This window comes from Sphingobium sp. LMA1-1-1.1 (assembly GCF_040676365.1).
Taxonomy (GTDB): domain Bacteria; phylum Pseudomonadota; class Alphaproteobacteria; order Sphingomonadales; family Sphingomonadaceae; genus Sphingobium.
Genome location: NZ_JBEGHS010000023.1, coordinates 468,372 through 483,946, shown reverse-complemented (window position 1 = coordinate 483,946; position 15,575 = coordinate 468,372). Strand labels below are relative to the sequence as shown.

General features: G+C 62.8%; 14 protein-coding genes. 2 read left to right on the top strand and 12 right to left on the bottom strand.

Annotated features, from left to right (window positions below; all coding sequences use genetic code 11):
* Positions 1 to 75 precede the first annotated feature (75 nt).
* On the top strand, positions 76 to 1,044 hold the full coding sequence (locus MRBLMA1_RS13655; RefSeq protein WP_363737366.1) for a glycosyltransferase family 2 protein: 969 nt from the start codon (positions 76 to 78) through the stop codon (positions 1,042 to 1,044).
* Positions 1,045 to 1,128: 84 nt separating this feature from the next.
* Here the strand turns inward: MRBLMA1_RS13655 and MRBLMA1_RS13650 are convergent, their stop codons facing one another.
* The 9 genes from MRBLMA1_RS13650 to MRBLMA1_RS13610 are packed head-to-tail and all read right to left on the bottom strand — an operon-like array spanning position 1,129 to position 11,450.
* A complete protein-coding gene (locus MRBLMA1_RS13650) occupies positions 1,129 to 2,148 on the bottom strand; it encodes a polysaccharide pyruvyl transferase family protein (protein WP_363737365.1) in 1,020 nt (339 codons plus the stop codon).
* Positions 2,145 to 3,197, bottom strand: coding sequence for a glycosyltransferase family 2 protein (locus MRBLMA1_RS13645; RefSeq protein WP_363737364.1), 1,053 nt, complete (start codon positions 3,195 to 3,197; stop codon positions 2,145 to 2,147). The genes MRBLMA1_RS13650 and MRBLMA1_RS13645 overlap by 4 nt, the downstream gene beginning before the upstream one ends.
* On the bottom strand, positions 3,187 to 5,073 hold the full coding sequence (locus MRBLMA1_RS13640) for a WecB/TagA/CpsF family glycosyltransferase (protein ID WP_363737363.1): 1,887 nt from the start codon (positions 5,071 to 5,073) through the stop codon (positions 3,187 to 3,189). The genes MRBLMA1_RS13645 and MRBLMA1_RS13640 overlap by 11 nt, the downstream gene beginning before the upstream one ends.
* A gap of 5 nt (positions 5,074 to 5,078) precedes the next feature.
* Positions 5,079 to 5,747 carry a hypothetical protein gene (locus MRBLMA1_RS13635; RefSeq protein ID WP_363737362.1) on the bottom strand — a complete coding sequence of 223 codons (669 nt, stop codon included), beginning with the start codon at positions 5,745 to 5,747 and terminating at the stop codon, positions 5,079 to 5,081.
* Positions 5,744 to 7,114: an exopolysaccharide biosynthesis protein gene (locus MRBLMA1_RS13630; RefSeq protein WP_363737361.1), complete on the bottom strand. Its 1,371-nt coding sequence runs from the start codon at positions 7,112 to 7,114 to the stop codon at positions 5,744 to 5,746. The genes MRBLMA1_RS13635 and MRBLMA1_RS13630 overlap by 4 nt, the downstream gene beginning before the upstream one ends.
* A 30-nt stretch (positions 7,115 to 7,144) precedes the next feature.
* Complete coding sequence (locus tag MRBLMA1_RS13625) at positions 7,145 to 8,395, bottom strand: AAA family ATPase (RefSeq protein WP_363737360.1); 1,251 nt, start codon at positions 8,393 to 8,395, stop codon at positions 7,145 to 7,147.
* Positions 8,396 to 8,417: 22 nt separating this feature from the next.
* Positions 8,418 to 9,215 carry a polysaccharide biosynthesis/export family protein gene (locus tag MRBLMA1_RS13620; protein ID WP_363737359.1) on the bottom strand — a complete coding sequence of 266 codons (798 nt, stop codon included), beginning with the start codon at positions 9,213 to 9,215 and terminating at the stop codon, positions 8,418 to 8,420.
* A gap of 10 nt (positions 9,216 to 9,225) precedes the next feature.
* Entirely contained in the window at positions 9,226 to 10,425 is a 1,200-nt protein-coding gene (locus tag MRBLMA1_RS13615) for an outer membrane beta-barrel protein (protein ID WP_363737358.1), read from the bottom strand.
* Positions 10,425 to 11,450 carry a glycoside hydrolase family 5 protein gene (locus MRBLMA1_RS13610; RefSeq protein ID WP_363737357.1) on the bottom strand — a complete coding sequence of 342 codons (1,026 nt, stop codon included), beginning with the start codon at positions 11,448 to 11,450 and terminating at the stop codon, positions 10,425 to 10,427. Before MRBLMA1_RS13610 ends, MRBLMA1_RS13615 begins: the two co-directional genes overlap by 1 nt.
* 68 nt (positions 11,451 to 11,518) lie before the next feature.
* Here MRBLMA1_RS13610 and MRBLMA1_RS13605 point away from each other — a divergent pair, with 68 nt between their 5' ends.
* A complete protein-coding gene (locus tag MRBLMA1_RS13605) occupies positions 11,519 to 12,094 on the top strand; it encodes a hypothetical protein (RefSeq protein ID WP_363737356.1) in 576 nt (191 codons plus the stop codon).
* Between the two features lie 5 nt (positions 12,095 to 12,099).
* Here the strand turns inward: MRBLMA1_RS13605 and MRBLMA1_RS13600 are convergent, their stop codons facing one another.
* Genes MRBLMA1_RS13600 through MRBLMA1_RS13590 form a run of 3 tightly spaced genes read right to left on the bottom strand, consistent with a single transcriptional unit; the run spans position 12,100 to position 15,544 of the window.
* Positions 12,100 to 13,095 carry an NAD-dependent epimerase/dehydratase family protein gene (locus tag MRBLMA1_RS13600; RefSeq protein ID WP_363737355.1) on the bottom strand — a complete coding sequence of 332 codons (996 nt, stop codon included), beginning with the start codon at positions 13,093 to 13,095 and terminating at the stop codon, positions 12,100 to 12,102.
* Positions 13,092 to 13,820, bottom strand: a complete 729-nt coding sequence (locus MRBLMA1_RS13595; protein ID WP_363737354.1) for a class I SAM-dependent methyltransferase — start codon at positions 13,818 to 13,820, stop codon at positions 13,092 to 13,094. The genes MRBLMA1_RS13600 and MRBLMA1_RS13595 overlap by 4 nt, the downstream gene beginning before the upstream one ends.
* A complete protein-coding gene (locus tag MRBLMA1_RS13590; protein WP_363737353.1) occupies positions 13,817 to 15,544 on the bottom strand; it encodes an ArnT family glycosyltransferase in 1,728 nt (575 codons plus the stop codon). The genes MRBLMA1_RS13595 and MRBLMA1_RS13590 overlap by 4 nt, the downstream gene beginning before the upstream one ends.
* Positions 15,545 to 15,575: the final 31 nt, after the last annotated feature.

Sequence of the window (15,575 nt, the reverse complement as noted above, 5' to 3'; positions counted from 1 at the left end):
TTCCCTCAATTCGCTGCTGCCTGTGCGGCTGTTATATCCAAAGCCCACAGCTGTTTCGAGTAAGGCATAACACCTATGCAGCGGAACCTAACCCCTTGTGTCTCCGTGATAATTGCGGCCTATAACGCGCAGGATACGCTGGCGCGCGCAGTCAGTTCGGCTCTGGCGCAAAAGATATCCGTCGAAGTCCTGATCATCGACGATGCGTCGAGCGACGACACCGTTCGAGTGGCGCAGGAACTGGCGCTGGCACACGACAATGTCCGTCTGATCGTCAGCACGGAGAATGGCGGACCTTCGATCGCGCGCAACAAGGGGTTGGCCGCAGCGCAGGGCGACTGGGTCGCGATACTTGACGCCGACGATGCGTTCCTTCCGGGTCGGTTGCAGCGTATGATCGGGCTGGCAAGGCGGCATGAGGCCGATCTGGTGGCCGACAATCTGCTGTTCTTCGACTGGCAGGCGCAGGCATTGGCGGGCCGGGCGTTCAGGCTGGCGGACGATCATGTGCAGCAGGTCAGCGCGGCGGATTTCGTCGGGCATTGCATGACCGGCCGTTCCCCCTTCGATTATGGCCAGCTCAAGCCAATATTTCACCGCCGATTCCTGACTGCACGCGGGCTGCAATATCCGCCCGATCTGCGTCATGGGGAGGATTTCGCCTTTGTTCTGGACTGGCTGCTGGCCGGCGCGCGCTTCATGCTGATGGGCGAGGGGTTTTATCTCTTCACCCAGCGCATCGGTTCGATCTCCTCGGACAGTTCGGGCCAGTCGCGCACTATTCTCAACCTTCAGTCTATGCGCGAGCATACGCTGGGCCTGCTCGCCCGCCCGCGCATTCGGGCAGACAGGGCATTGGCGCGCCTGCTGTCGAAAAGGGCGGACGCAATTCGCGATCAGGCGATCTGGAATCGCGCCTATTCCCACCTGCACGGCCGGCGGCCGTGGGCACTATTAATGGAAATGCTGCGCGACCGGCGCAGTTGGCCAATGCTGGCGCGCCACCTTGTCCGGCGACATCGGGCGCGGGCGTCGGCGCGGTAGGGACAATGCAACCGGTGCAAAATCTGCCATTAGCGATCTTCCAGTCAAAAGCAGCGCAAGGAAACCGTTTCCTTTCCACCCATTTCACCGCCCTCCTGCGATCCCGTTCAGTGCACTGCTCAACTGCTCGACCCTTTGCTGGAAAATCACGTCGCCGCTCATGAAGGCAGGCGCACTGTCCAGTTGATGCAAAACCATTGCCATCCGCTCCGTTCGCCGCCTGTCCCACCGCGCCATCGCGTCCCGCGCGGCTGCTTGCGCCGGCAGGCGCCCTGGCAGCGCACGCAGATGGTGTCTCAGCTTGGGCCGCACGGATTGCCATAGCCTGTTGCCTTCCCGGCGCATCATCCGCCGGTAATGTGCCATGGCACTCTCTCTGTCCGGCCGCGGTAAACGGAAATCCTGTCCGGTGCAGCGCTGCACCTGCCCCTCATAATAGGCTCCTAGGCTGATCGATGGCAGCACGATCGGTTCATAGGGCAGGTCCAGCGACAGGGTCCAATCGAGCCATTTGAAGCTGTTGATACGCCGGGAGGATGCCACAGGAACCCAGGGCACCCGCATCGTATCCGCGATGATCGCGGCATGCATGGAATCCGCTATCACCAACCGCGCTGTTCGGATGCGCTCGATAACACGATGCCCGCATTGCCGGGGATCGACCAGTTCCACGCCCGCCAGCCTGCACGCCGTTTCCCAAGGGCCTTCATCCATCGCCTCATAATGGGGAATGAGGATCGTTCCGTGCCGTTCTTCCGCGGCCAGAGGCCTCAGCCGCGGCAGCGTCGATAGCAGCAGCGCGCCATCTGCCACCGCCAGTTCCGGGCGCCCGACCACCTGTGCGGTCAGCGGCCCGCGCAGGGCCGTGACGTTCCAACGCTCGCTGTTGAAATCGGCGGGCAGGGGACGATAGCCGATTCCGCTGGAAAACACCCTGATCCTTTTCGCCTGCGGCATGTCGTTGCCGATGATCGTGCCGATCCCGCAGAACAGCTCCCCATCATCCTCGTCCGACCAGCGGCCTGGCGCCAGCTCTTCCCAGAGCCAGCTGTTCAGGTCATCACCGAAATTTCCCTGCGTCGCCCGATAGTAATAGAGCTTCATACGGACACCTCCCGCATATCGGGATGTAGCTTGCGGCGCGCTATTTCCGTCCAATAGCCGGGCAGTTCGCGTCCCAGATGCCGATATGCCCTTGCGATCGTCGCTCGCTGGAGCTGGTCTGTCAGGCCCAGATAAAGCCGCGGGTGCATCAGAATCGCCGCCAGTTCCATTTGAAAGCTGCGTCGCCGTTGCTGTGTCAGCATCAGGCTTTGCGCATCGATGCCGTCGATCGCGCCCATCAACTCGTTCATCCGGATCATGGAGAGGATGCGACGCAGATTGCGCCCGCTCAGGCGCTCATGAGCGTCGCGATACAGGTTGATGCCTTCGCCGCGCACGCTGTTAGCGGAAAGCGAGAAGGAGATGCCCCGCGCCCGATGCGCCAGCTGCGCCCACATCAACCAGTCCTCCCCGGCATGACGCAGGGTCTCCTCGAACCGCAGTGGTCCCACAGCCGAAGCGCGCAGGATCACCGACGACGTCTGGCACAGGTAATCACGCATCATCGACGATCCGCCATTTGCCCCGATGAAGCGATAGGTGCTGCGCGTGCCGTCGAGTGGTTCGACACCATGTTGGGTCGGCAGTGTCCGGAAAAATGCCATGGCCGCAAACATGGTCGTCGGCGGCATGGCGCTGTCGCAGAAGTAGAAATCATGCGCCGTCCCCAACGTGTCGATCCCGCAGGCGAGATGGTGGGTCGACCATTGGTCGTCGGAGTCCAGAAAGGCGATATAGTGGGAATCTGGCGACATGGCGTCCAGACCATGGTTGCGCGCTGCAGCCGGGCCCGCATTGGCCTGGCGGAGGATGCGCAGCCTGATCCAGTCGGGGAGGACGAGGTTATGGGCATCGAGATCGGCCGCGACCGGCGAACCGTCATCGACGACGATCAGTTCAACTTCGGCAGGCCAAGGAAGATATTGGCAGGCGACCGACCGGAGAGCTTCGCGCAGCAGCCCGCGCTTTCTCTGGAAGAACGGGATGATGACCGATATGCGCTTCGGGCTGTCCGTTCGGCCCAGAGCCATGCTGGGGTCAGGCTGCATCGGTCCCCCGCAGGGCGGTGGTTGGGGCAGGCGGAGGCATATCCTCCCAATTATGCCCGCGCCGGGCATCCTTCAGTGCACGGACGATGAAGCTCAGATTGCCGAGCAGATAGCGATCCGCGAGTCGCGAGGGTTCCTGCCACAGCCGCCAGACCCATTCCAACCGCACCCGCCGCACCCAGGCTGGGGCGCGCCGCACCCGTCCGGCGAGGAAGTCGAGCAAAGCGCCGCCACAGAGAACGGGTCGTCCGAATTCTGGCGCCCAGCGCGCCGCCCAGATTTCCTGCCGAGGATTGCCCATGCAGGCGAGCACCAGATCAGCTTTGCTTGTCCGGATTTGTTCGCTGAGGTCTGCTTCCTCCTGTTGGTCGAAGAAGCCGTGCCGCATTCCCACGATGGAAAGGCGCGGGCACAGGCGGGAGAGTGCCGCCGCCGCTCGCTCCGCCACGCCTGGAGCCGCGCCGACTAGGAACAACCGGAGCCGTTCGGGATGATCTTTCAGCAGGAGCGGGATGAAATCCGTGCCGTTGAGGTTGACGGGAAAGGGCCGACCGTAGCGCAGGCGGCTCGCCAGATCGACGCCGATACCGTCGTTCAGCACCAGCGCGTCACTCAGAGCCTTGGCCAACCGGTCGTTCTGCCGCGCCAGATTGGCCATATGAGCGTTGCAGAAGGCGATGATCCTGGGGCTTTGCGCACGTATGTGGCAGCGGATTTGCGCCAGTGCCTCCGCCTGGGAGAGTACGGCAACCTTCACCGGGCCGATGGTCCGTTGGCGATGGCCCAATATTTGGTCATAAATATGTACGATGCGCGCCGAGACCTGCGGCCAGCTATAGCTCCGCAGCGGTTCCTCCGCGTCCTTCAGGGCTCCGCCGGCTCTGGCCGTGCGGAAATCCTTGAACAGCCGCGCCGCGGACAGTGGATCGTCGAAATGCATGAGCGTACCGATACCCAGTTTCTCGCAGGACCGGCGATGCGCCGGAATGTCGCTGGCGGCGGGATAGAGGCCGGCGGAGACCGCTTCGATCAACGATATACCGAACCCTTCATAGGCGCTGGCCGAAGCGAAGATGCTGCTGCGCCCGATCAGCGCGCGAAGCGCCTCGTCACTGGGGCTATCGTGAAATTCGATCTTCTCGACTACGCCTTGTTCGCCAGCGATCCGGCGCAGGTCAGGGATGGCGACACCCATCGGCTTGCCCGCGACGACCAGCGACCAGCCGGGGTCGAGCGCATTCAACGCGGCGAACCAGCGGATCAGCCGGTCAATCCGCTTGTTGGGGGCGATGCGGCCGAAATAGAGAATTGTCCGCGCATCCGGGTCGGCGGTGGCTGCAAATTTGTCGATGTCGACGCCATTTTCCACCAGCATCAGCCTCGGGCCGCAAATGCGCGCAAAACTGTTCTGATCCGCCTCGCTACAGGCGATCGTCGCGTTGAAACGGCTCAGCGACAGACGAGATATGCTGTGGAAATAGACCTGCTTCAGCCGCTGCGCATAATTGGTGTGGAAAAAGCCGCCATGCGTGCTGAGCACCATCGGCTTCTTGTGCAAGAATCGCGTGAGCGCGAGGAAATCAACGAAGAAATCGATGGCATGGACATGGATCAGATCGCAATCGTGCACATGGCGCAGCACCGAGGGCGCGATCGGATAGCGCCGTCCACCGCGGAAGGGCAGGCGGACGATCTCCACGCCGCCCATCGTCTCCCGCGCGGGCAGTTCCGCGCCGTCGCCGTCGAAGATGCGGTTCAGCGTGACCATGCGGACATCATGGCCTGCCCGTGCCTGCTCCTCGCAGAGGTTGCGGGTGAAATTCTCCAGCCCGCCGATGCCGGGATAATATTGGCGCGAGATATGGACGATCTTCATGCGTGTCACACGATCATGACCGTGCCGATCAACGGCATGCCCAGTATCGACAGCTTGTTGATCGTGGATTTGAGGTCCGCGGTCGTAGTGGCGTCGCGGCTGACGGCCAATATCGCCACCTCCGCGCTGGCCGCTGCCAGAGCGAGATCCTCGACATGGCTGGCATCGACCAGGCACAAATCGAAATCGGCCATCATGTCGGCCAGGCCCCGACAGTCAAACGTCGCCGCGAGAAGCGATAGTCGGGGGATCAAGGCAGGTCGGATGAAGGCATGGAGATCGTCGTCCGGATCGGTCGCCATGACCGGCGATTGGCCGAGCAGCCGGTGCTGCAGGAAGTCCGACTGTTTCATGTCGACGAGCAGCGTCCGCAGCCCGCTCATCGCCGCCGATACGGCGACATTGGCGGTTAGGATAGCCGTCTCGTCGACCGCGCCAATCGTGAGTACCGCGATGGAGGAGGGCACCCGTCCGTCGGCCAGGCGAAGTGCAGCCAGTGTCGACTGTATGTCCCGCGCCTGCACCGCCAGCCGGTCTTCCGGGTCGCTGATCGCCACGACCAGCGGATCGACCTGAACCGGAGCCGGGGCCTCCATTCCGGCCTCTTTGTTCTGGCCCGCAGCGATGAAGATCGCGCCGGGTTCCTCGGTTCTTTCGGTGGATCGGAGTCTCATGACCATTTGGCTCCTTCAAGGCGGAGTTGCTGTCCGATGTGACGGAGATCGGCCTGTCCCAGCATAGGCACTCCGGTCAGATATCCGACGGCATCGCGGCTGCGGACGCGGGGCTGGAGCCATTCCAGCAGGACTGCCGTGCCGATGGCGAGCATCAGGCCCAATATCGTCATCATCAGCAGCCGCACGGGGATGTTCGGCGCGTTCGGCAGCAACGGCGCCTCCGCCGCGTTCAGATGCAGCACGTTCAGCGAGGGGATGCTGCTCTTGGCGCGCAGTTCGGCCAGTTGCTGCGTCTCGGTCTCATATTGCTTCTTGGCCGATTCCACATTGCTTTCCAGCACATTGAGCTTGCCGCGGTCGCCAGCCAGCGACAGCATGCGGGCGCGGTGCTGGTTCAGCAGCGACTGCATGGCGCCCCGGTTGGCCGCAGCAGCGGAACTGGCTGCGGACAGGCTGCCCGACGTCTTGGCCGTTTCCTGCGCCAGTGCTGTCTGCAATTGGGCGAGTTGCGAATGGGCCGCACGCATCAGTTCATGGCTTGGCCCCAGTTCTGCCGACATCTGACGAATTTCGGCCGATTTCGTCGCGATCTGCGCTCGCAATCCCTGCACTACCCCGCTCGACTGCACTTCAGGCATGCTTGCCCCGGCCGCGGCGCGGGCGCCCGCATCGGCTGCAGAAGCCTCGGCGGCGGACAATTTGGACGACAGTTCGCTCAGCCGCGTGCTTTCCGCATCGATCGCGCCGGTCGAGACAATGCCATGCTCGCGCTGGAACTTCGCCAGTTCGCCCTGCGCCCTTTCCATCCGCGTTTCGGATTCGCCGAGGCGCGTCTTGAACCATTCGGCATAGCGCTGGGCGAATTCATTGCTCATCGACAGGCGCGTCCTGTTGAACGCGTCGGCAAAGGCATTCGCCATCTCAGCCGATTTCGTTGCATTGGTGCTGCGATAGGCGATGTCGATGGTGCTGCCCGTTGAGCTGGGCGTGACCTCCAGCCCGCTCTGGACGCGCCGGTTGAGCCATCCCTGAAAGGTCTGGGTTCCATTGGTCTGGTCGAACCATTGCTTGTGCAATTCGGGATCCTTGTCGAGACCCAGGACGCGGGCGACATGGCTCGTGATTGCCTCGCCGCGCAATATCTGCGCCTCGGTCGCCAGCATGGCAGCGGGCTCGCTGGCCGTGCGGGTCTCGCCCGGCAGCGGGTCGGGCGCGCGAGTGTCGAACAGCAGCGTGGCCGACGCCACATATTCGCGCGGCGTCATCAATATCCAGATCGCGGTGAGCAGCATCACGCCGCAGAATATTCCCGCCATCAGTCGCCAACGCTGCAATATCGCGCGAATTATGTCCAATATCAGCATAGTCACTATCCTGTTTGATGGCGATCCGATCTATTCAGCGGCGATCTGGCGATGAAAATCGTTCATGCTGATGATGTTTTCGTCGATTTTCTCGCTGTTCTGGGCCGCGAACAGCATGGCCAGAAAAAATTGCGGTGCGAGACTGTCCTGGAATGTAATGCGATCATTTTCCGCATCGATGATCAATGCATTCCTCAACTGGAACAAAATGCAATCGCCTCTTTCATCATTCCTTGCGGCCCGGGTCATGAAACCTTGGGCGGCTGTGGTACGGACGATGGTTTCGATGATGTTCCAGTGCGGGCTGTTCGTTGTGATCACCTTCCGGAACAGCGCTGCATCCTCCGCATTGGTGAGCGCCCAGTCATTCACAGCCCGCGACACCCCCGCCAGCGTGGCAGGCAGGCCTACTTTCCGTTCCTTCCGCTTGATCACCTCGAAACAGGCAAGAGCGCAGAACAGCCGGACATGATAGGGCGACCCGCAGGCGAGATGCGCAATGGTCTCGCGGCTGGCATCGGTGAAGCTCATGCCGACCGACGCCGCACCCCTGGCTATGATGTCGAACACGGCTTGGGATTCTATCCGCGAAATCGGAATCACGGACATGTGACGCCGCAGGGAGGCATGACCCGCGATCAGGGCGTCCACTCCTGCGGCGATGCCCACTGCGACGATATGGACCGGTATCGCCGCGTCGGAAAGCATCTTCATCAACCTGGCGACGTCATGTTGCGCGGGACGGTCGGTGATGCGGTCGAATTCGTCCAGGATCAGCACGAAGCGACGACGCGTGCGAGGCGCGATCTGTTCGATCACGTCCCGCGGATTGACCGGACGATCCGCGGGCCATTCTATCCGCGTCCCTGCCATAGCATCGACATAGGGCTTGATGAGTGCGCCGAAATCCTGATCGGGCTCGCAGGCTGAATAGAGGACGACCAAACCCCGTTCGTCGGCCATATTGGCGAAGACACGCGCCAGCGAGGTCTTGCCGGACCCGCGCGCGCCGTAGATCAGGGCGTGATTGCCCCGGTCCAGTACGCCCTCGCACAGTAGTTCCAACTGGTCCTGCCGGCCGTGAAGATGGCTGGAACTGGTGACGGGCTGGGTCGAGTTGAACCCCTTGCGGATGGCCGACTTCAACATGTCGGCCGTCGAGGACTGTGGCGTAGCAGGTGCAGCGACGGCGGTGCGGATGGCCGCCATGCGACGCGCCAACTCCTCGCTCTTGGTGCGTCTCGGCATCAGCCATTGAAGTATCCTGGAAAACAGGGTCATTTCGGGATCCTTCCCAGCCTGGTCAGAAGATGCGTTCCTGGACAGTGAAGACGTCACCGGGCTTCACCAGCATGTCCAGATCGGCGCGCTTGATTCTCTGATTGCCGCGATTGAGGCTGATCTTCTTTTCAGATCCGCCCAATGTCGGACCTCCCGCCTGCGCCAGCATCTGGCGCAGCGTCATGCCGCTTTCATAGGTGATCTTGCCGGGCTTGTTGACTTGGCCGTAGATGAACACATCCTCAGCCTTGGGCACGAACAGGGAGTCGCCGGGGCGCAGCATCTGCCCGGTTCCTGTCACGCCGCTCAGATCTTCGAGCGGGACGCGGCGGTCCTCCTCGCCCTGGCGCTGCAATATGGCATAGTCGGCTGCATCGGTGCGCGCGCCGCCGGTGCGGGCCAGCATCATTGCGATTGTCTGTGGCCGGTCCAGCGGATAGATGCCGGGATTCTGGAGATTACCGAACACTGTTACGGCCCGGCTGACATAGCTCACGACCTCTACATTGACGATCGGATTGACGAAATAGCCGCCCGCCTTCAACTGGTCGCGCACCTTGGTCGCCAGTGTGCTGGCGGTCACGCCCTGCGCCATGACTTCCCCGACGCTGGGCAGGGTGACGTTGCCGTTCTCCTTGATCCGGGTTTTGACGTCAAATGGATAGGCGCCGAAGACGGACACCCTTATCTCGTCATTGGCGCCCAATATATAACTGGACGCCAGAGCTGCGCCCGGCGCGGCATCCGTCGCCACCGCCGGAACGGCAGCAGCAAGGAATGCGAGGGCCAGGACGGAAAGGGCGGGGAAGATCGGTTTCATGGCCAGTACCTCATAGATCCAGTCCGACGAACAGCAGGCCCGACGTACTTTTATACCGGAACTGGTCGACGGCCGTTGTTCGCCATTCGTGGCGTATCTCCGCTCCGGCATTGAGGCGGCCGCGCAACTGGTAACGATAGCCCGCGAAGACTGCGCTGGTGCGGTCCGACCGTCGCAGCAGCGGAGTGTCGAGCTGCAGCTCGCCCTTGAACAGGCGGCGGCTATAGGTTCCGCCGAGCGAGAGGCCCGACCGCCCGCCGAGCTTCAGATTACCGCGCAGGGTGAAGTCGGTTTGTACGATATAGGTCGCGCCCGTATTACTCTGATTGCGCGAGCTGCGATCGACATCGAACCTGATCGACAGCCGGTTGGAGGGGGTATAGGCCGCCCGTGCTTCCACCCCCAGGCCAGAGAAATCCGCAATGCCTGGCGCGCGCGGCTTGGTCCTGAAATAATTGGCGCCCAGCTGCCAGCTCAGGCGCGGGGCAACGGCCCGACGGAAGAGGATGCCCGCGCGATGATTCTCGGCGCCGTCGGGCAGATCGTCTATTGCCTCGTCGGCATTGGGGCGACGAAAGCGCTCATATTGGAACGTTACGCGGATTTCGCCCAAGCTGGCCATGGAATAGCCGATGCCCGCCATCGCCGTGGACGTATCGATATCGAACACGCGGCGTCGTGAAGCGCTGTTGCTGGTGTTAAGATAGCCGACGGCAGCCACGGGAAAGAAACCATAGGGCTTCTCGCAATCGACGGCGATGCGATAATCCTGCGTTTTTTGGGTGTTGCCGTCGATCACACCCTGATCGGACAGATTCGACTGTGCGAAGTTCAAGCGCGCCCGAGGATGGACATGGCAGTAACCGGAAACGGATAGATCGCCGTCGGCCTGAAGACTGATCCGTTCCCGGTCCAGAAATTCGAAACGCTGGTGGAAATCATAACCTGCCGACCCGATCACCGTCAGCTGGTGAAGGCCGAACTGCCGCCGGTAGGTCACATCCACGCTGGGCGTGATGCGCAGGTCGTCCTGTTCCCCCGTGACCAGATCGTCATTCTGTCGCAGGATGTTGTTGTCGTAGAGCAGGCGCACGGTCGGCCTGACTCGCAAGCCGTCGGGTGGAACCTCCACCTCGGTCTGGGACAAGGCCGCCTGCGGGATCATGAAGGCCGCCGTGGCGGCAGCGCTCATGACGGAAAACTGCTTCATCAGGGCTCTCTTGCAACGATATATTTGCTGAGGATCGCAGCCTGTGGACGCGGGCCGTCGATCGGCTGAACGCTCATCGGATAGCGCGTGCCCCACCAGGCGCCGCCTGCCCAATAGGTCCATCCCATCCAGACGTCGCCATTGGCGCGCAAATGGGTGAGCAGAATGTCGAGACCGTGCAGGCAATTGTCGTTTGGCGGCGCACCGAATTCCCCCAGAAAACCACGATGACCATTGGTCCGCAGCCATGTCGTCGCGCCCGCCAGGTGAGCGTCGATCATGTCCGGACTGACGCAGCTCGTCGCAGTGCCGGAACTGTCTGTGTCGAGATATTGGTGCATTTCGAAGGCATAGTTGCTGCCGGGATCGTGGAAATTTGCGAAGGCGAGCGCATTGGAGTTCGATCCGCCAGCGGTCCAGCTGTGTGCGCCGCTATATTTCGAGCCCGGCACCAGGATGAGATTTGCGGCCCCCGTTCGCCGGATCGCCGCGACGCTGCCGTCCGCCAGCAGCCGCCAGGCGGCGGGCGTCATGCCATAGGGCTCGTTCATCAAACCAAAGGCGATGGCGTCATCGCCCTTGTAATGCTCTGCCAGCCGCTGCCACAGATCGGCCAGCATGGCGGAACCATTGGAAATCTGATCCAGCCTCTGGCCGTTATACCGGCCATAATTATGGACATCCAGCACGATGGTCCGGAACGGCGCCAGACTGGCGAGCGACTTGTCGATCAAGGCCATCTCCGTCGTGGAGAGTGGCTTCAACGGCGTCGGCTGCACCCGTTCCCAAAGGATCGGCACGCGGACAACTTGCATTCCCATGTCAATGAAGGGCTGGGCCGTCTTTGCGTCGGGATAGATATAATCCTTCCCGAAGATACCGGGCTTGCGGGCGGAGTTGAATTCCCCACCGGCTATGTTGACGCCCGACAGGGGTGCGCGCCCGGTGGCAGGTTGCTCGGCAGTCAGCGGCAGGGCCAGCAGCATCAGCAGCGGCGGCGTGGCGAGGCGAGTTGCCACCCTCATCGGATGAAGTCCCTTTGTTGCCATGGCGATGTGCCTGCGTCCCCGCTAGGTGCTGAAGGGAAGGAGACATGATGAGCGCGAAAGCCGACCTGCTCGCAAAGGCCCTGCCCGGCGATCCCCCACCCGACATGGTGGAGGCGGATGCCTTCCCCTGGTTTCAGGGTGCCGACAATGTGCCTACCCATTTCGGCATGGTGGGATTGCTCCAGGAAAAGGGCAGGGTCGTAGATCTCGGCGCGCCTCAACCGGGCGGCACCCGGCCAATCCATTATCGGCGGTCTTCGGGCGCCTTGCTGTCGCTTTCCCTCCCGATTTCCATGGCTATCGCGGCGGGCGATTTCCTGCTGGTGAAATCGCTGACCTGCCCCGATGGTGCGGTGCGGCCGATCGCTGTGCGTCCACCGGTCAGTCGGGACTGGATCGCCATAGCCGATCTGGAGGCCATATTGCGACAATATGGCGCGGGTGCTTCCCGCTTCGTTCGATGGAGCGCCGGCGCGGGCACGGTCTGCGGTATCGCCGCGCTGTGCGGGGTTGTGGCGCCGGTTACGGCCCTGGCGGGCATGGTCGCGGGCGCGGCCGCGCTCGGCCTCCATCGCCGGGACCGGCGTGACCGGGGGCGCGTCAAGCGCCTGGTCGGTTGAAGCGCTCACGCCAGCAACCCTTCATTGCGATACCATGCGACGGTGCGGCGGAAGCCCTCCTCCAGCCCGACGGCGGGCTGGAAGCCCAGCGCTCCCTCTGCCCGCGCGATGGAAAAGGCGCGGTTATGCTTGAAGAAGGTCAGGCGGCGGCGGTGCAGAGGGGGCTGCAGGCCCAGCGGCGCGCAGAGCAGTTCGCAGCCGTGTGCGGCCAGATTGACCAGCCCATATGGTACGGTGCGTTTGGGCGTCGGCACGTTCAGCACATTGGCCGCGGTCGCAACATAATCGCGCAGGGGCAGATAAGTCTTGCCACCAATGATGAACGTGCCGCCGGGTGCTGCGTTGCGCGTCATCGCCAGCAGGAAGCCATCGACCAGATCGTCGATATAGACCGGGTGGAAATTGGGTCGCCGTGATCCGATGAACAGAAAACGGCCCTGCTGCACCAGACGGAACATCTTCAGCATGCGCGTATCGCCCGGCCCGTAAATGGCGCAGGGGCGGATGATGACGACGTCCATGCCGGGCTGCATCATCGCGTCGCGGCAGAGGTCCTCCGCCAGCAACTTGCTTTCCTGATATGCGTCGCGCGGATCGAAGGGTGCGCTTTCGTCGGCTGGCGTTTCCGCCACATCGCCGTGCACGCCGATGGATGAGCAATAGACGAAGCGCGCTACGCCCACCTTCCGCGATTCTGCCAGCAACGCGGCCGTACTGTCGCGATTGGCGCGCAGGAATTCCTCCCGCGTGCCTTCGGACCGGTACATCGCGGCAATGTGGAAGCAGGTCGTCGCACCCTCCACCAATTGGCCAAAGGCATTGGTGTCGGTCAGCGATCCGCCGATCCATTCGATGCCGCTCTCCCTTTCGGCGGCGCTGGGCGGGCGGCGGGTCATGGACCGGACATGATAGCCCATGCCGATCAGCCGGCGTGCCAGCGCTCCGCCGGTGAAGCCGGTTGCGCCGGTGACCGCCACGACAGGGCGCTCGTTCCCGCTCATGCCTCCTTCTCCCGGTCGAAGCGCTGTAGTACCGGATTGCCGATCAGCCTGGTAACGCCAATGAGGCGCAATCCTTCCTCCATCATGCGTACCGGTTTCCCCGCAAGGCGATGGAGGCCCATGGGCGCGCTGAATTGCTTGAAGCTGCGTCGGGATGCGAAGCCGTTGCGGCGGAAGGCCTGCTCGATCTGGCCCGGCCAGAAGCTGCGATAGGAGCGCGTGTCCTTCTCGATCAGCCGCTTGATGGGAAAGGTGGCTGCCGACAGCGCATTGGCGCCGATCAATGTCGGATAATCGATGATGACGCTGTAGCGGGCGACGCGACAGAGTTCATCCATCAGCTTGTCCGGATCGTCGATATGGGCCAGCAGCCTGATGCTCGTAACGAGGTCAAAACTGCCGTCCGGGAAGGGAAGGGCCAGCAGATCGCCGGTGACATAGTCCACCCTGCCGGTGTCGGTGCCCTGAAACAATTGCTCGGCGCAGTCCGCCGTCGAGCCAAGGACTGTCGTCTTCAGCCCCATGCCCAGCAGCCCGCCGACAAGTTGTCCATGACCGCCGCCGACATCCAGCGCGCTTTGGTGGACGGGCGGTCCATCGTCGACCAGATCGCGCAGCCCTCGCTCCTGAATGTCGAGCAGATAGGCGCCCGAGGGCCCTGCAAAGCGGCGGGCATATTGGACAGACCCTGTTTCCAGATCAGGGGGAGGAAGCAAACCAGTCATGCCGCGCCTGCGGTTGCTGCAATGCTCAAGAACGCATGCGGACATGACTGGCCTGACGGCACGCACCGCCCGCGGGGCGGCAGGGGCCTGACCATGGACGCACCTTTTGTGCCGGGAAGGGCCTGCTTCCCGACATGGGGGCAGGCGCGCCGCACGGTTGGGTGCCGCCAGCTGTAGACGTGGAAGCTGCTGTGCGTCGGGACGGGGGTCAGCCGCCGCTCGATCTCATTGGCGATTTCCGGGCGCACGCCCATGGGGTTACGCCACTGATGATCGGACACGATGACCACGCCGCTATCCATGCAGTCGATGACTTCGGATAGGGCTGCCCTGCTGTCGATCAGCGGGCGGCCGGTGCGGAAGTCGCTGTTGAAATCGGACGGCGGCTTGAGCTCGCCCAGCCGGCTGTGGCTGATGAACAGGTCGAACGGTCCGATATGCGCCAGGGTACGCAGGTCGTCACCGGTGATGAGCAGGCTGCTGCCTTGCGCGATCTGCCGCAGTTCAGCTGTCGCCTTGTCCCATTCGCCATCAGGTACCCGGACGGCGAGTGAGGCGGGTTCCTGCGCAAGGGCCGATGCCATCAGCCGTGCGGAATGACGATAGACCAAGTCTCCGCCCATCAACAACAATAGCGCCGTGCCCGCCAGCGCGACGGGGCGCAACGGCGATCCGGTGCCGCCGAGCCGTTCGATCAGCGTGCTTATCGCGAGGCCATAGGCCATGCAGATGAACGGAAAGACATAGTAGCTGTAGCGCCACGCCTTCATCCCCGCGAAGCTGTGGAGCGCCAGGCACAGCGTCACCATGACCGCGCACAGGCTGGCCAGCGAGCGATTGCATCGCCAAGCCGCCGCGAGCGCGACCGGCCAGAGCATCAGCATAAGGGGCATTTGCGTCCAGAATTCGCGCAGATAATAATAGGCATCATGCTGCGATCCGACCGCCCAGCGTTCGGCATGACGATAGCTTTCCAGCGCCGAATCCGCCTGCGACAGGACAATGGCTGCGCCGGCGAGCGCGACTGTGCCCAGTATGACAAGGTGCAGTGGGCGCATCGCCCCAATGGTCTTGCGCTGATCGACCAGCAGCCAGCATCCCATGGTCATCGCGGCGATAGCCGTCACGGGTTGCAGATGGGCGGCGATGGCAAGGCAGAACGCTGCCGCAGTCAGCCATCCCGGCTTGAAACGGCTCTCCGGCCGCGTGGCCACGAACAGGCTTCCCGCCGCAGCCAGGATCGCCAGCGCGTGCAGGGCGTAGAAGCGAGCGAAATGCGCGATATCGAGTGTATAACCGGCAAGAGCGAACAATGCGGCGCCGGTCACTGCGCTCCAGATGCCGCCGCTCTGTCGCAGCCAGTGGAAGACCAGTCCCACACTGATGCCCGAACAGAGCAGCGCGGGAATGCGTGCCGCCCAGAGGTCGGACCGCCCGAACAGATCGAAGCTGCTGCCGACCATGACGGTGAACAGGCGCGCCCGTTCATAACGCCCGTCCAGGATCGCGAAGCTGCCGTCCGCGGCCCAGCTGCGTCCCGCCAGCAGATGATAGAATTCGTCGATATGGGCCGGGCGCGTCTGAATGGTCAGTGCGTAGACCAGGCACGCGAACAATGCCGCAAGCAGGGACGCGGCTGCTCCGGGCAACGCCATGGGCGCGCGCCGGCAATTCTGCGACGGCAGGGCAACACGCGATCCCAGATGCTCCGATATGGTGGCCATGAATATGATCTCACATTCGGCAAAAGCCGAC

What these genes read in the sequence shown, in the direction of transcription:
- MRBLMA1_RS13620 (WP_363737359.1), bottom strand. Translation starts at nt 9,215, where the DNA reads ATGAAACCGATCTTCCCCGCCCTTTCCGTCCTGGCCCTCGCATTCCTT.
- MRBLMA1_RS13610 (WP_363737357.1), bottom strand. Translation starts at nt 11,450, where the DNA reads ATGAGGGTGGCAACTCGCCTCGCCACGCCGCCGCTGCTGATGCTGCTG.
- MRBLMA1_RS13605 (WP_363737356.1), top strand. Translation starts at nt 11,519, where the DNA reads ATGATGAGCGCGAAAGCCGACCTGCTCGCAAAGGCCCTGCCCGGCGAT.
- MRBLMA1_RS13630 (WP_363737361.1), bottom strand. Translation starts at nt 7,114, where the DNA reads ATGCTGATATTGGACATAATTCGCGCGATATTGCAGCGTTGGCGACTG.
- MRBLMA1_RS13595 (WP_363737354.1), bottom strand. Translation starts at nt 13,820, where the DNA reads ATGACTGGTTTGCTTCCTCCCCCTGATCTGGAAACAGGGTCTGTCCAA.
- MRBLMA1_RS13625 (WP_363737360.1), bottom strand. Translation starts at nt 8,395, where the DNA reads ATGACCCTGTTTTCCAGGATACTTCAATGGCTGATGCCGAGACGCACC.
- MRBLMA1_RS13600 (WP_363737355.1), bottom strand. Translation starts at nt 13,095, where the DNA reads ATGAGCGGGAACGAGCGCCCTGTCGTGGCGGTCACCGGCGCAACCGGC.
- MRBLMA1_RS13640 (WP_363737363.1), bottom strand. Translation starts at nt 5,073, where the DNA reads ATGAAGATCGTCCATATCTCGCGCCAATATTATCCCGGCATCGGCGGG.
- MRBLMA1_RS13655 (WP_363737366.1), top strand. Translation starts at nt 76, where the DNA reads ATGCAGCGGAACCTAACCCCTTGTGTCTCCGTGATAATTGCGGCCTAT.
- MRBLMA1_RS13645 (WP_363737364.1), bottom strand. Translation starts at nt 3,197, where the DNA reads ATGCAGCCTGACCCCAGCATGGCTCTGGGCCGAACGGACAGCCCGAAG.
- MRBLMA1_RS13615 (WP_363737358.1), bottom strand. Translation starts at nt 10,425, where the DNA reads ATGAAGCAGTTTTCCGTCATGAGCGCTGCCGCCACGGCGGCCTTCATG.
- MRBLMA1_RS13650 (WP_363737365.1), bottom strand. Translation starts at nt 2,148, where the DNA reads ATGAAGCTCTATTACTATCGGGCGACGCAGGGAAATTTCGGTGATGAC.
- MRBLMA1_RS13635 (WP_363737362.1), bottom strand. Translation starts at nt 5,747, where the DNA reads ATGAGACTCCGATCCACCGAAAGAACCGAGGAACCCGGCGCGATCTTC.
- MRBLMA1_RS13590 (WP_363737353.1), bottom strand. Translation starts at nt 15,544, where the DNA reads ATGGCCACCATATCGGAGCATCTGGGATCGCGTGTTGCCCTGCCGTCG.